This window comes from Vibrio sp. D401a, assembly GCF_030248515.1.
Classification (GTDB): domain Bacteria; phylum Pseudomonadota; class Gammaproteobacteria; order Enterobacterales; family Vibrionaceae; genus Vibrio; species Vibrio rotiferianus.
The window spans coordinates 151,366-164,300 of sequence record NZ_JAHGAI010000046.1 but is presented as its reverse complement, the minus strand read 5'-3'; the positions used below and the strand labels follow the sequence as shown (position 1 = coordinate 164,300).

The window sequence follows — 12,935 nt, the reverse complement described above, 5'->3', positions numbered from 1 at the left end:
TAACCAGCTTTCGCGTTAAGTCATTGATTAGTAAGCACTAACTTAGTTCCATCTCAACACACGTGTTTCGTTACCCTCTCCCGGTTTAGCTGGGATATTTAAGGACAGTAACAAGCTCACTGCGGCCATAGCGGCACCAATGTAAAACACGCTTGAAGGCGAAACCAACCAAATCACACCAAAGGTTACCGGAATCACGACCGCAGCAATGTGGTTGATGGTAAACGCCACACCAGCCGTTGATGCCATATCTGCCGGATCGGCAATCTTCTGGAAGTAAGTTTTGATTGCGAGTGCCAGCGCAAAGAACAAATGGTCAATCACGTACAATGCTGCCGCCCACTCAGCAGTTTGCACTAAACCGTAGCCGACGAAGACAAAAATCAGTCCCACATATTCAAACATCAATGCTTTGCGCTCACCAACGGCTCCGATAAAACGACCAATACGTTTAGCAAATAGGAAGTTGAACAAGTAGTTGATTAAGAAAAGCAGTGTGATGTCCGCAGCCGAATAGCCAAACTTCTCCACCATCAAGAAACCGGCGAAGACCGTGAAGATTTGACGGCGAGCACCGCTCATAAAGGTCAATGCATAGTAAAGCCAATAGCGCTTACGCAGCACCAACTTTTTGTTTTGTGGTACTTCCGTTTTGAATTCAGGGAACGCAAACGCCATCACCATAATCAGGATAAAGCCCGTACCGCCTGCCAATAAATAGACCGTCTTAAAATCCAACTTCAGCTGTTCTAGCAGTACCCAAATCGCACCATAGGTAATTAAAGATGCCAACGCCCCAACCGAGATAAACTTACCCAACATCTCTGGCGCTTCTTCTTTAGAAAGCCATTGCAAAGACAAAGATTGCTTTAACGTTTCGAAATAGTGGAAGCCAGTCGACATCAACAAGGTAGTAAAAAGAAGTCCAAACAAAGATGGGAAATAACCTGTGATTGCCGTACCCAGTGTCAGCATTGCAAGTGAGACCAACATAAATCGCTGCTCTCTAATAAATAACAATACAAACACTACTGTAAACGCCAGAAACCCAGGAATCTCACGAACACTTTGCAGCAGCCCGATATCTGCGCCATCAAAGTTGGCTTTTTCAATAACAAAGTTATTGAGCAACGCCATCCAAGTAGAGAAAGCAATCGGAACAATAATGGATATCAGTAGAAGAAAGTTTTGCGGCGTTCTCCAGTTTTTCGTTGGCGTGTTCATGGCGAGTCCTTAGAATATGAAGTCGCCATCATACTGCCAAATGTAACAAATTCGCAATATCATTATTACCTCTGCTAAAGAGCAAAAGTACGCAACAGTTTTGTAGCGTACTTCTTTAATCAGCAAAGCAGAAGAAGCTGAGTGCTATCTAGAAAAACCAATGCCTTAATCGATATTTTTCACATTCAATCGGTTGTGGAATTCAAATACTTTTTCAGGGCAAACATCTATGCAACGACCGCAACTTATACAAGTTTGGTCCATTACACGTCGATCCCCCTCTTTGAGTGGTTGACGCAAAATGTCTGGCTCAGGGCAAACGTAATAACAGTCCATACATTTAGTGCAGTCTTCTCGTCGAACAGCGGTGACACGCAATAAACTCTTGCTGCCAATGACACCATAGGTTGCACCTAATGGGCACAGGTGACCGCACCAGCCATGCTCTACCAACAATAAGTCCAATACAAATACGAGCAATATCAGTACCCAGCCCGCCCCCATTCCAAATACTAAACCACGGTGAAGAGCAGCAACAGGATCTAACCATGTCCACAGGACCGATCCAGAAATCGCACTACCTAGCATCAAGGCAGGGATCAACCAATAACGGATATTTGGCGACCAACGGTAGCTCGCTTTAAGGTTGAGTTTTCTCCTTAACCAAGCCGCTAAATCAGTCACCATATTCAATGGACACACCCAAGCACAGAAGGCTCGAGGAGCAAGAATTGCGTAAAACACCAACACAATCGCAACACCTAGCAAAGCGTTAAACTCAGGAACATGTCCTGTGGCCAGCGATTGAAGGACAATCAAAGGATCACTCAGCGGCACCGTATTAAGCAACATACTGGAAGACAAATTCCCTTGAAGAATGCCCCATGTCGGCCCGGCCATAAACAACACAATGATCATCAGCTGGCATAAACGACGCAGAATCAGGAAGCGATGCGCTCGCCACCAGCCCAATTTCTCGATAGCTTCTTTGCCTGCATCTTGCGCTAAGTTCTTGGCCATCATTGACCTCCTTTAAGCGACTCAAGCGCTCCACTTGGAACAGGGGTCTCTTCTGGCAACACGTTCTCTAACGGCTTATCGATTTCTTGCCAGCCAAAGTTGTAATGGCTACCGACTTTACCTTTTGCTAAATCAGTCGGCACCACTTTGATGGCAGCGACATCCAATACACAAGCTTGCTCGCACTTACCACAGCCAGTACACACTTCGGAGTTTACTGTCGGGATCAGTTTCGCGTGATAACCCGTACGGTCATTTCTAATGTTTTCTAATGTAATCGCTTCATCGATTAACGGACAAACACGGTAACAGACATCACAACGCAAACCTTGCCAGTTAAGGCACGTCTCATGGTCGATGAGAACAGCCGTTCCCATTCGCGCATCGTCGATGTCGGTCAAATCATGATCCAACGCGCCACTAGGACACGCCACGACACAAGGAATGTCTTCGCACATTTCGCATGGGATATCGCGAGCGGTAAAGTAAGGTGAACCTGTAGCAACTGGGGAAAGCAAACTGGCAAGTTTTAAGGTGTCGTAAGGACATGCCTGGACACACAAGCCACATCGAATACAGGCTGACTCGAAGTCACCTTCTGGTAACGCGCCTGGCGGACGAATGGGTACACCTTTGGTTTCGCGGGCTTGGCTCTGCAATGACTGCAATCCAAGAACACACGCTGCTGCACCCACACCAGCCGCAGTTCGGGCAGTGTCACGCAAGAATCGACGTCGACCTTGCGAGACTTTTGACTGAGAGGATTTCATTATAGTTTTCCTCAAACACGCTCTAATTGCTCTTAAATAAGTTAAGCATAAATAGCGCTAAAAAGGCGTACTCCCCATACCTCATAAGGGGTAACTCCAACCTGTCTTGATTAAAATCAACTCGTTGCAGATACCAACTTCACACTTTAATAAAAATGGCCTTATTTCTAAAAATCAAAATTCACCATTATTCTCCATAAAGGTGAAGTTCTTTAGTACAAAAATTCAACGAAAAATCACTCTCATTCGTATTTTCAATGATAATTCACTATAAAAAGTGAAAGTTAGAGATTCATAACATACTAATTTAAAAGCCATTTGAAGAGTAAAGGCAAAAAAATGCTGTTCAAAGTAACTTTCTCTGGTTAGATTGAAGTTAATTCCAATAAACCTAAGGAGAGAAGCATGGAAATTATCGTCCGTCCAACCACTGTTGAAGACGCCGCTGCGCTAGTCGAAATTTATTCGCAACCAAAAGCACAACGTGAAACCCTGCAACTCCCTAAGCCATCTCTCGCAATGTGGGTCGATCGATTATCAAACATACCTGCTGGCGTGTATAGCTATGTCGCAGAAATCGATGGCAAGGTAGTGGGTAATATTGGGTTTCATCATTCACAGCGCCCGAGAACATCTCACACTGCTTCATTTGGCATTGGTGTACATGACAACTTCCACGGCTTAGGCGTTGGAAGTGCGCTGATCAGCACGGTGACAGAACTCGCCGATAACTGGTTGAATGTAAGGCGTATACATCTTGAAGTGAATTCAGATAACGAGGCTGCAATAGGCTTGTATAAGAAACACGGCTTTGAGATTGAAGGTGAGCTTATCGATGCCTCTTTCCGAGACGGTGAGTTTATTAACACCTACAGTATGGCCCGCATCAGAAAACCGAAAAACTAACCGCTATCCACAAGAACAAACCTCCCGCTTATTCGCTATTGAAATCCAGCGGGAGTCTTTTATTGCTTCAAGTCTAAATAGTCTAACGCTCGCTTCGTTAACGATTCGGTATAAGGGTTTATTTTCCAGTGGCCAGGACTCCAACCTTTCACAAAGCGCTGAAAATCCGCCCATGCAACAGCAAACAACGGGCGCCATTCTTGCTCAACGGCTTCACCATCGAGTTGTGGTTGATAGTGATTCAGCGCATTCGTTAGTGCGGCAAAATAGGTATCCAGTACCCAAGATTCCATCTCCGCACACTCGCTCGGCTCTACTGCGCTACTCATAAACAAAGCAACGTCTTTCATTGCACAGCCATGACCCACGTACTGAAAATCTACCGCAGCGACCGCCGAACCGTCATCGTTAAAACAAAAGTTTGCCAGTTTTGCATCACCATGTACCAAGGTTTGAAACTGAGCTTGACGCAAAATGCGATCAATTAACTCAGCATATCGCTTAAGCCTATCATCTTGCAGTACTGCGAGTTCATCTGGTCGTGTATCCAAATGCCAATACGTACCCGTTTGCCATAACGTATCATGACGGCGACCAACATAGCGAGCGTGAAAGTTCGCCAGCCATTCTAAGCAGGCTTGCATCTGGATTTTGCTTGCTTTCTTAACTACGTTTGGAAAACCCACTTGAGAGAGGTCCTCCATTACAATCAACCACTCAGCTTCGTTTTGAAAACATTTAAGCCCTCGAGGGATCCGACAGCGCTCATCTACTGCTTGGCTAAAATCTTGATACCAACTGACTTCAACTTGGTAAGAATGCAACTTACGTTGATGTGACCGATCGGTGTTCCAACCTCGAGGATGCTCTGATGGTTTAGGAAGCTGGACATGTTTGACTACGACAGTTTGCTGAGGAAAAGTCAGTTTAACTAACTCACCGTAGCCACCCCATAGCGATTGGATCACAGTGACATGTTCAAGCTGGCCTAGCTCTAATTCGTTACCGATGTTTTGATAGAGAGGATTGATCACTAACTCCATTAAGCCAGTAAGTGTGCCCATTGAGGATGCGTTGCCATGTATTTAATCACATAAGGACAAACAGGCACAACGCGATAACCTAATTCTTCTATTTTCGGCAATATCGCTTCCATCATTACGTTGCCATAACCTTGTCCTCGCAGTACTTCAGGTACCAAGGTAGACGTAATATGCATCTCTTTAGCCTTAAGCTCATAAACCACTTTCGCTTTATGGTCTTTCACCAAATCAACCCAAAAGATGGAATTTTCAGTGTCATGTGTCACTTTATGCATCTTTTACCCCCTATTTTTGGCAAACGTTTTATTGATTCAAACTATATCACTGCATAGAATTATTGCTACGTTTCGGCTTTGTAGCAAAACTTGCCGAAGCGCGTTACACCTAGGGACGAATATAATAATGAGAAATACGACGGCTAGTGGAAGGGACAATCGATCAGCCCTTCATGAAAAGTCTGTACAACAGCGACAGGCAAGTACATTAAATAGTACCGATGCTATGGGGATGGTAGAACATGGTAGTGAAGTGACATTAAACGTCACCACACCAGTAGGAACTAAGTTTATTACTACTAGCCTTTTTATTGGTTGTCATTCCAACAATAGTGCATTGATAGAAATCCCCAATATCTCTGATGACGACCTTAAGTTCTATTTTCAAGAAGGTTTCTGGGTTAACGTGAAAGCACTATCGCATCGAGGCGAAGGTGCGATTATTCCTTTTAGAGCCCAAATAAAGCACCGTCTTGAAGAGCCATTTCCAGTATTAGTATTGACCTTGCCAAACACGATGCAGGTGTATCAACTTCGCAAAGAAGTCCGTTATGAAGTAAACCTGCAAGCCAAAGTGCATCTTAATGACTATAAAACTGATTGTGAAATACGAGACCTTTCCAAGAGCGGTTGCCGTTTTATAACCTCGCCTATGAGCAGGCAAATACAAGTTGGTGAAATGGTTTCTCTTAATATCGTTCTGGGTGAGCGAGGTCCGATGCTCGCGCCTTTGAAAGGAAAAGTGTGTAATTTACAAAAATCTACTCATTATGCTCGTTATGGCGTTCAATTTGACGACTTTGGTAAAGCCAACGCCAAAAATCTGCTGGGGCAACTGAAGTTTAACGGCACAAAACTTATGCTCAAATAGTGTCAAACTACCAATAAAAAATAAGGCGCCAATAGCGCCTTATTTTTTTATATTTTAAAGAAACTCAATTGCTCTTTTTGCTTCTCTGCCAAAAGGGAAAGCTCACTACTCGCGGCCGCACTTTGGCTGATTCCTGCCACATTTTGGTTGACCAGCTCAGACATGTTCACCACGTTTCGGTTAATGTCTTGAGTGACTTGTGACTGTTGCTCAGCAGCCGTTGCGACTTGAGTATTCGAGTCATTAATATCTGCTACTGATTCCGTAATACCGACAAGTGCATGATTTGCTTGTTGAGCAAGCTCATTGTTTTTTGAAAGCATGTCTAGACTCACTTGCATACTTTCATTCGCCAAACCAGACTGCGCTTGAAGCTCTTCAATGATAGATTGAATCTCTTCCGTTGATTTCTGAGTGCGCGCAGCAAGCATACGCACTTCATCCGCCACAACAGCAAATCCACGTCCAGATTCCCCTGCGCGTGCAGCTTCAATCGCCGCATTTAATGCTAGTAGGTTGGTCTGCTCAGAAACGCCTCGGATTACCTCAACCACATTGCTGATTTGCTCAGATTGCGATTGTAGACGCTGCACAACTTGGGCTGCATCTGTTAGCGCTTGTGACATGTGCTCACTGGCTTGCGCACTTTCTTTAAACACAGCAAGGCCTGACTTTGCTAACCCATCAGCTTCACGAGCTGTTGAATCAGCGGATGTTGCATTGCTACTAACATTATCTGCTGTGCTAGCCAATTCATTAACAGCCGACGCGACTTGCTCTATCTCGATTAATTCTTGCTGCGCATTGGCTTCTGCTTGAGTCATCACCGCTGCCAGCTCAGTAGAGGCCGATGCAACTTCTTCACTAATCCGCATAAGCTGGTCAACAGTGCTACGCAATTGTTCCGCAGTTTGGTTGACATCTTTACTCAACATTGCCAACTCATTTTTACCATCAGACTCTGCTCGAGCATTCAGATTCCCTTGAGCTAACTCACGCATAACTCGTTGTAAGCTGACGATCGGTGTGACAATTTTTCCTGACAAAGCCCAAGCGCATAACAGCGAGAATGCGAATACTGACAACACAATCATTGTCGCATTACTCTGTACGCGTTGGCTCTCGGCTTCTGTCTGCTTCATACTTGCAGCAGCAACTTCATTGACTCGTTTTGAGAGGGCATTCATTACTGCCACCATGTCATTGCCTGCTCGACGATAATTAGTGATTACAGCTTCTCGCTCAGCATTGGATAACAACCCTTGTTCAAAGCGCGACACCGTATCGATCACGTCGTGTGCATGCTTAATGTAAGCGTCCACTTTGTCCTTCATTACCATCGCTTGCTGGCGGTACGCTGGATTGGATGCAATTTGATTCAGCTCTTGATGGATGTCTTTAGATATAGATTTGAGCTCAGATACAAATGCCGATCTACGTTCTGGGATATACATGGCATAGATGCCACTAATTCGGAGGGGGTAAACCTGATTATCTATCGTTGCCAAAAGATCTTTGTAATGAATCACGGACTCGCTATTTTGAGTACTCTTCTCTAATTCAGCTTGTAAATCATTACGAGCAATACCTAGCGCAACCATTACTGCCAATGCGGTTGCCAAAACTGGCAGCAATACTTGCATTCTAACTGACAAGTTTTTTAATAAAGCCTGCATTTTCGCCTCAATATTAATGCATATTGTTTTATAAAAAGGGCAGGCATCGTATAGAAATGTACGTCAAGCGACTATCAAAATCCCACTATCGTCACGACAACAAAATTCTCTCACTAGCAAGAAGAAAGAAAATGGCTATGCCCAAATAACATTGAGGTGCTGGAGTATATTTTCCTAGGTTCAAAAAAAATCCCCAAGCCAATGCTCGGGGATTTTTATTATTGCTATCAACAATCGCTATTACAGTTTGAAGAAACTTAGTTGCTCTTTCTGCTTCTCAGCTAAGTGAGAGAGCTCTGTACTTGCACTCGCGCTCTGGCTAATACCAGCAACGTTTTGGTTTACTAGCTCCGACATATTCACCACATTACGGTTAATGTCTTGTGTTACTTGAGACTGTTCTTCAGCCGCTGTCGCTACTTGAGTGTTTGAGTCATTAATGTTTGCTACCGACTCAGTAATACCGACAAGTGCATCATTCGCTTGTTGCGTCAGCTCATTGTTTCGAGCCAGCATTTCTAGACTAACTTGCATGCTGTCATTCGCCAGACCCGACTGTGCTTGAAGCTCTTCGATAATCGATGAAATTTCTTGAGTTGAATCCTGAGTACGAGCTGCAAGCATACGCACTTCATCCGCAACAACAGCAAAGCCGCGACCTGATTCGCCAGCACGTGCTGCTTCAATCGCCGCGTTTAGTGCTAGCAGGTTCGTTTGCTCAGAAACGCCACGAATCACTTCTATCACATCGTTGATTTGCACTGACTGGTCTTTCAGGCGCATTACAACTTGTGCAGCGTCGTTTAGTGCTTGCGACATTTGCTCACTTGCTTGCGCGCTTTCTTGGAAGATTGCTAAGCCAGATTGTGCTAGGCCATCCGCTTCACGTGCTGTCGCGTCTGCTGAAGTCGCATTATCGCTTACGTTGTTTGCTGTGCTTGCCAACTCGTTAACAGCTGAAGCAACCTGCTCGATTTCTGCTAGTTCTTGTTGAGCATTCGCTTCAGCTTGAGTCATAACTGCCGCTAGTTCTGTTGAAGCAGACGCAACCTCTTCACTAATGCGAGTCAAGTGGTCAACCGTATCGTGCAGTTGAGAAGCTGTCTGGTTTACGTCTTTGCTCAACTGAGAAATCTCGTTATCACCGTCAACATCTGCACGCACTGAAAGGTCACCGCCTGCCAGCTTACGCATCACTTCTTGCAGTTTTTGAATTGGTGTAACGATCATTCCTGACAAGAACCAGGCACCGACAAGCGAGAATACAAATACTGATAGAACAGTGATCATCGCATTGTTTTGAACGCGAATGTTCTCACGGTTGCTACTTGCTGTCGCTTCAGTAGCAATTTCGTTAACGCGTTGAGATAACGCATTGATGGTTGATACCATCTCGTTACCTACGCGGCGGTATTGAGAGATAAAGTTACGGTATTCGCTATCCGATACTTGGCCGCGATCATGGCGATTAAAGAACTCTACAGCACGAGTTGAGTAATCAACGTAAGCTTCAATCCCTTTACGAACCTGAACGGCTTCTTTACGGAACGTCTCACGGGCTTCGATCTTGTCTAGATCAGACTCAATCTCTTTCATGCCTGCTTTTAACTCATTTAAGAAGCCATCTCGACGAGATACGTCATAGATCGCGTAAACGGCACTGATGCGCAATGGGTAAACTTGGTCATCAATATGAGCAAGAGTATCTTTATAAAAGACAAGAGAATCTGAGTTTGAAGCGACAACTTCTTGCTCAGCTTGAAGGTTATTTTTTGTGATCCACAGTGCAATAAACAATGCGAATGCGGTAAAGAGTACAGGGACAAGTACCTGCGTTCGTACTGACAGATTTTTCAATGAAAACTGCATGATTAGCCTCGGATAGATTAGTCTTTGCTTCCATGCCTGTGGGATTATTCCCACATGAATAAACAACGCGCCAATATTAGAGGTAGATCACAATTTTGTCTAGGTAAAAGGCACATAATTTCATAAAGTTAGCGACAATATCCCGACACTCCGTCGGAATATTGTCGTTATTTTTATTTATGAAGAATTATGTCTTTATCTCAAAAGATATAGGAATTAATGCAGCTATTTTCGTAGAGAGTTCAGTTTCGCTTGAGCCAAACCGAATATCGTATCAATTGGATATGACCCTTCATCTGTTGGCTCACCAGCGGCTTTCCCTGTAAATAGCTCGATCGCTTCAGTGACGTGATCAATCGCCCAGATGTGGAAGTCTCCCTTCTCTACTGCTTTCACAATGTCAGAACGAAGCATCAAGTTGTGCACATTCGAGCGTGGGATGATCACCCCTTGCCCAGCATGACGACCTTTGATTTCACACACATCATAGAAGCCTTCGATCTTCTCATTGACCCCACCGATAGGCTGCGCTTCTCCGAACTGGTTCATCGAACCTGTGATAGCGATGTCCTGACGGTTTGGTTGCTTCGAGAACGCCGATACCACAGCGCAGAACTCAGCCATGCTTGCACTATCACCATCAACGCCACCATATGATTGCTCAAAGGTAATTGTCGTTGTCAGTGGAACACGTGCCGTCTTCCCAAACACAGACGACAAATAAGCAGATAGGATCATGACCCCTTTCGAGTGAATGCTGCCACCCAAATCCACACTACGCTCAATATCAATCACATCACCGTCACCGTAACAGGTTGTCGCTGTGATTCGATTTGGCGCACCAAACATGTGATCGCTGGTACTCAACACCGATAGAGCGTTCACTTGCCCGATGGCAGAGCCATCAGTGTGAATCAAGGTCGTTCCATTAACGAAGGTTTCCATCACGCTATCTTGCAAGCGGCTCACTCGCATTTCCTGATTGCTCAGCGCTTCTTCCACGTGTCCAATGCGAATCATGTTGGAGTTCGCTTGGCGAGCGACGTAGTTCGATTCTCGCAATAAGTTGGCGATATTCGCAGAGTGAAGTGAAAGCTTGGTTTGGTCACCAGACAAGCGTGAGCTGTACTCGATAATACGTGCGATGGCTTTCTTATCGCAATGGAGCATGTTGTTATCGTTTACCACACTAGAAATAAAACGAGCATATTGCAGCTCTGAATCCGGTGTGCGTTTCATCTCGTCTTCGAAGTCAGCGGTAACTCGGAATAGCTCACCAAACTCCGGATCATAGTGCTGCAGCAATTGATAAGTACGATAATCACCGAACAAAATGATCTTGATATCCAGAGGAATTGGTTCTGGATCTAACGACACTGCACCCGTTAGTGTAACTTCCTTCTCTAGCGAGGTGAAACTTAGCTGGCGAGAGCGAATTGCTCGTTTTAATCCATCCCACACATAAGGCTGCTCAAGCACCTTCTGTGCATCCATCAGTAGCACACCACCGTTTGCCTTATGCAGGCTTCCAGCTCGAATCAAAGAAAAATCGGTAAACACTGTACCTTTAAAGGTCGCAGTTTCAATTGAACCAAACAATGAATGGTAGTTAGGGTTTTCTTCAACAACGATTGGAAATTCAGTGTTGTTACGGCTGACCAGTACGTTCACTTTATAGCGACGTGGTAGTTTTTTATCCAACGACGCCGTTGCGATTTCACCTTGCTCACCACTCTGTTCAAGGAAAATGTCGGCGTTTTCAACAATATCTTTTTGCAGATCGGTTAAGTAAGTTTTGATTTCCGAATAATCAGCGTAATCGACTTTCAACTGTTTGATAAAGTGAGTGATCACGTCTAATGTCACGTCATCGTTCAGCTTCTTGATTTTTTCGCTAAACGTCTCTTCCCACTCAGTCAGTTCACGTATCATATTACGCAAACTCACTTCTAGCTCATCAATGCTGCTGCTAAAGTACTCTTGTTCTTTTTTACTGAGCTCGTCGAACGATTCTTCGGTATGTAACTCTTCACCGTTCATCGCAACAAACTGATAGTCACCCTGAGTAGTGATAGTTAAGCTAATGCCTTTTTCTTTTGCTTCTTTACTGATGCTATCGAGCTCAAGTTGCTGTTTATTAGCCAACTGGTTCTTCAGGCGATCGGCACGGCTGTAGTACATCTCATTGTCAAATGCGAGGGGCAACGCGTTAAGTAATTTGCCCATCAACTTTTCAATGTCCGCTTTCAGCTTATTACCAATACCGCATGGCAATTTGAGCACCTTCGGTATGCGAGTGTCTTCAAAGTTCGCGACATAGCACCAATCAAACAGCGCTGCGTCATCATGCTGATGACGATTTAGATAACGCAAAATCATCGTGCGCTTACCTAGGCCATTCTGACCGATGGCGTAAATATTGTACCCTTTCTCCTTGATTGACATAGCAAACTCAACCGCTTTTTGTGCGCGTTCTTGGCCTACGATCTCATCAATTGGAGGTAATTCCTTGGTCGACTTACATGGCATATTTTCCAAATCAGCTGCTGAATACAGCTGTTTAGGTTCCAATCTTTGTACTGCCATACTTGCCTCCTTTTTCTTATTGTCTTTACCTCAGTGTAGAGATAATTTGTTTAAATTTAAGTGATTTATCTTCCACCGCAGTTCAATTGGACATTTTACGAACAGTTATACGCTTTTAAAATGAAAACAAGTCGCACTTGCAATTGATAATTAATTTCATTTAATATCTACTCAAATCGAATTTTGTGGAGACGAAGATGAATATTGAGCAATGCTGGATGCGCTACTTAAAAGCAGAGCAGCTAATGGAGCAAGGCCACTGGCCAGAAGCTCATCGCTTGTACGAAGATGTGCTCAGTCATTTACCAAGTCATATTCATTCTGCACTCGAAAACGAACAAACCAAGCCGTGTCAGTTCGTATGCTTAATTAGTGGATTGCGCGACGCCAGCGTTGCGCAATCAGAAATACTCAACAAACTGGGACTTCAACAAGAAGCATTTTCAGCACTTAACCAATCTTATGCGTTGTTCCAGTTCTTGCAGCTAGAAAGCCATGACCTAATCAGTAGAGTCAGCCAATTGCTTAGCAAGCAGAGTGAAGATTTGTTAGCTCATATGGCTGCGTTTTGCTCTGCACAACGCAACGCGCAATGGATGATTGAACTTGATAATGTGACTCGCGCCCATGAGCAGTTCTTGTACTTGCAAGCCATGACTGCAGCAGAATCAGGCGTGACTTCACTATACAATTAA

The 12,935-nt window shown here is 44.4% G+C and carries 11 protein-coding genes; 3 read left to right on the top strand and 8 right to left on the bottom strand.

The features are described 5' to 3' along the window. Nucleotides 1-42: 42 nt before the first annotated feature. The 3 genes from KIV41_RS20165 to napG all read right to left on the bottom strand — a co-directional run bounded on the left by KIV41_RS20165 (nucleotide 43) and on the right by napG (nucleotide 3,014). On the bottom strand, nucleotides 43-1,224 hold the full coding sequence (locus KIV41_RS20165; protein ID WP_285337558.1) for an MFS transporter: 1,182 nt from the start codon (nucleotides 1,222-1,224) through the stop codon (nucleotides 43-45). 165 nt (nucleotides 1,225-1,389) lie between these two features. Beyond that, entirely contained in the window at nucleotides 1,390-2,244 is an 855-nt protein-coding gene (napH, locus tag KIV41_RS20160) for a quinol dehydrogenase ferredoxin subunit NapH (RefSeq protein ID WP_143693737.1), read from the bottom strand. After that, a complete protein-coding gene (gene napG / locus KIV41_RS20155; protein ID WP_010451011.1) occupies nucleotides 2,244-3,014 on the bottom strand; it encodes a ferredoxin-type protein NapG in 771 nt (256 codons plus the stop codon). The genes napH and napG overlap by 1 nt, the downstream gene beginning before the upstream one ends. A gap of 405 nt (nucleotides 3,015-3,419) precedes the next feature. Here napG and KIV41_RS20150 point away from each other — a divergent pair, with 405 nt between their 5' ends. After that, complete coding sequence (locus tag KIV41_RS20150) at nucleotides 3,420-3,920, top strand: GNAT family N-acetyltransferase (protein ID WP_071234176.1); 501 nt, start codon at nucleotides 3,420-3,422, stop codon at nucleotides 3,918-3,920. 59 nt (nucleotides 3,921-3,979) lie between these two features. Here KIV41_RS20150 and KIV41_RS20145 read toward each other — a convergent pair whose 3' ends face one another. Together KIV41_RS20145 and KIV41_RS20140 are read right to left on the bottom strand one after the other, a co-directional pair. Then, nucleotides 3,980-4,963 carry a phosphotransferase gene (locus KIV41_RS20145; protein ID WP_285337575.1) on the bottom strand — a complete coding sequence of 328 codons (984 nt, stop codon included), beginning with the start codon at nucleotides 4,961-4,963 and terminating at the stop codon, nucleotides 3,980-3,982. After that, nucleotides 4,963-5,238, bottom strand: coding sequence for a GNAT family N-acetyltransferase (locus tag KIV41_RS20140; protein WP_038887457.1), 276 nt, complete (start codon nucleotides 5,236-5,238; stop codon nucleotides 4,963-4,965). Before KIV41_RS20140 ends, KIV41_RS20145 begins: the two co-directional genes overlap by 1 nt. A gap of 127 nt (nucleotides 5,239-5,365) precedes the next feature. On the opposite strand from KIV41_RS20140, the gene KIV41_RS20135 reads away from it, so the two are divergent. Next, nucleotides 5,366-6,109: a flagellar brake protein gene (locus KIV41_RS20135; RefSeq protein ID WP_010451002.1), complete on the top strand. Its 744-nt coding sequence runs from the start codon at nucleotides 5,366-5,368 to the stop codon at nucleotides 6,107-6,109. Nucleotides 6,110-6,156: 47 nt separating this feature from the next. On the opposite strand, the gene KIV41_RS20130 is transcribed toward KIV41_RS20135, so the two are convergent. The 3 genes from KIV41_RS20130 to KIV41_RS20120 all read right to left on the bottom strand — a co-directional run bounded on the left by KIV41_RS20130 (nucleotide 6,157) and on the right by KIV41_RS20120 (nucleotide 12,240). Beyond that, on the bottom strand, nucleotides 6,157-7,785 hold the full coding sequence (locus tag KIV41_RS20130) for a methyl-accepting chemotaxis protein (RefSeq protein ID WP_138941680.1): 1,629 nt from the start codon (nucleotides 7,783-7,785) through the stop codon (nucleotides 6,157-6,159). A 240-nt stretch (nucleotides 7,786-8,025) separates the two neighbouring features. Continuing rightward, a complete protein-coding gene (locus tag KIV41_RS20125) occupies nucleotides 8,026-9,654 on the bottom strand; it encodes a methyl-accepting chemotaxis protein (RefSeq protein ID WP_045391040.1) in 1,629 nt (542 codons plus the stop codon). Nucleotides 9,655-9,879: 225 nt separating this feature from the next. Next, nucleotides 9,880-12,240: a Lon protease family protein gene (locus KIV41_RS20120; protein WP_010450984.1), complete on the bottom strand. Its 2,361-nt coding sequence runs from the start codon at nucleotides 12,238-12,240 to the stop codon at nucleotides 9,880-9,882. Between the two features lie 197 nt (nucleotides 12,241-12,437). On the opposite strand from KIV41_RS20120, the gene KIV41_RS20115 reads away from it, so the two are divergent. Further along, nucleotides 12,438-12,935, top strand: a complete 498-nt coding sequence (locus KIV41_RS20115; RefSeq protein ID WP_285337557.1) for a hypothetical protein — start codon at nucleotides 12,438-12,440, stop codon at nucleotides 12,933-12,935.

Bases quoted from the DNA above. Each gene is read 5' to 3' on its own strand.
- KIV41_RS20165 (WP_285337558.1), bottom strand. From the start codon at position 1,224: ATGAACACGCCAACGAAAAACTGGAGAACGCCGCAAAACTTTCTTCTA.
- napH (WP_143693737.1), bottom strand. From the start codon at position 2,244: ATGGCCAAGAACTTAGCGCAAGATGCAGGCAAAGAAGCTATCGAGAAA.
- napG (WP_010451011.1), bottom strand. From the start codon at position 3,014: ATGAAATCCTCTCAGTCAAAAGTCTCGCAAGGTCGACGTCGATTCTTG.
- KIV41_RS20150 (WP_071234176.1), top strand. From the start codon at position 3,420: ATGGAAATTATCGTCCGTCCAACCACTGTTGAAGACGCCGCTGCGCTA.
- KIV41_RS20145 (WP_285337575.1), bottom strand. From the start codon at position 4,963: ATGGAGTTAGTGATCAATCCTCTCTATCAAAACATCGGTAACGAATTA.
- KIV41_RS20140 (WP_038887457.1), bottom strand. From the start codon at position 5,238: ATGCATAAAGTGACACATGACACTGAAAATTCCATCTTTTGGGTTGAT.
- KIV41_RS20135 (WP_010451002.1), top strand. From the start codon at position 5,366: ATGAGAAATACGACGGCTAGTGGAAGGGACAATCGATCAGCCCTTCAT.
- KIV41_RS20130 (WP_138941680.1), bottom strand. From the start codon at position 7,785: ATGCAGGCTTTATTAAAAAACTTGTCAGTTAGAATGCAAGTATTGCTG.
- KIV41_RS20125 (WP_045391040.1), bottom strand. From the start codon at position 9,654: ATGCAGTTTTCATTGAAAAATCTGTCAGTACGAACGCAGGTACTTGTC.
- KIV41_RS20120 (WP_010450984.1), bottom strand. From the start codon at position 12,240: ATGGCAGTACAAAGATTGGAACCTAAACAGCTGTATTCAGCAGCTGAT.
- KIV41_RS20115 (WP_285337557.1), top strand. From the start codon at position 12,438: ATGAATATTGAGCAATGCTGGATGCGCTACTTAAAAGCAGAGCAGCTA.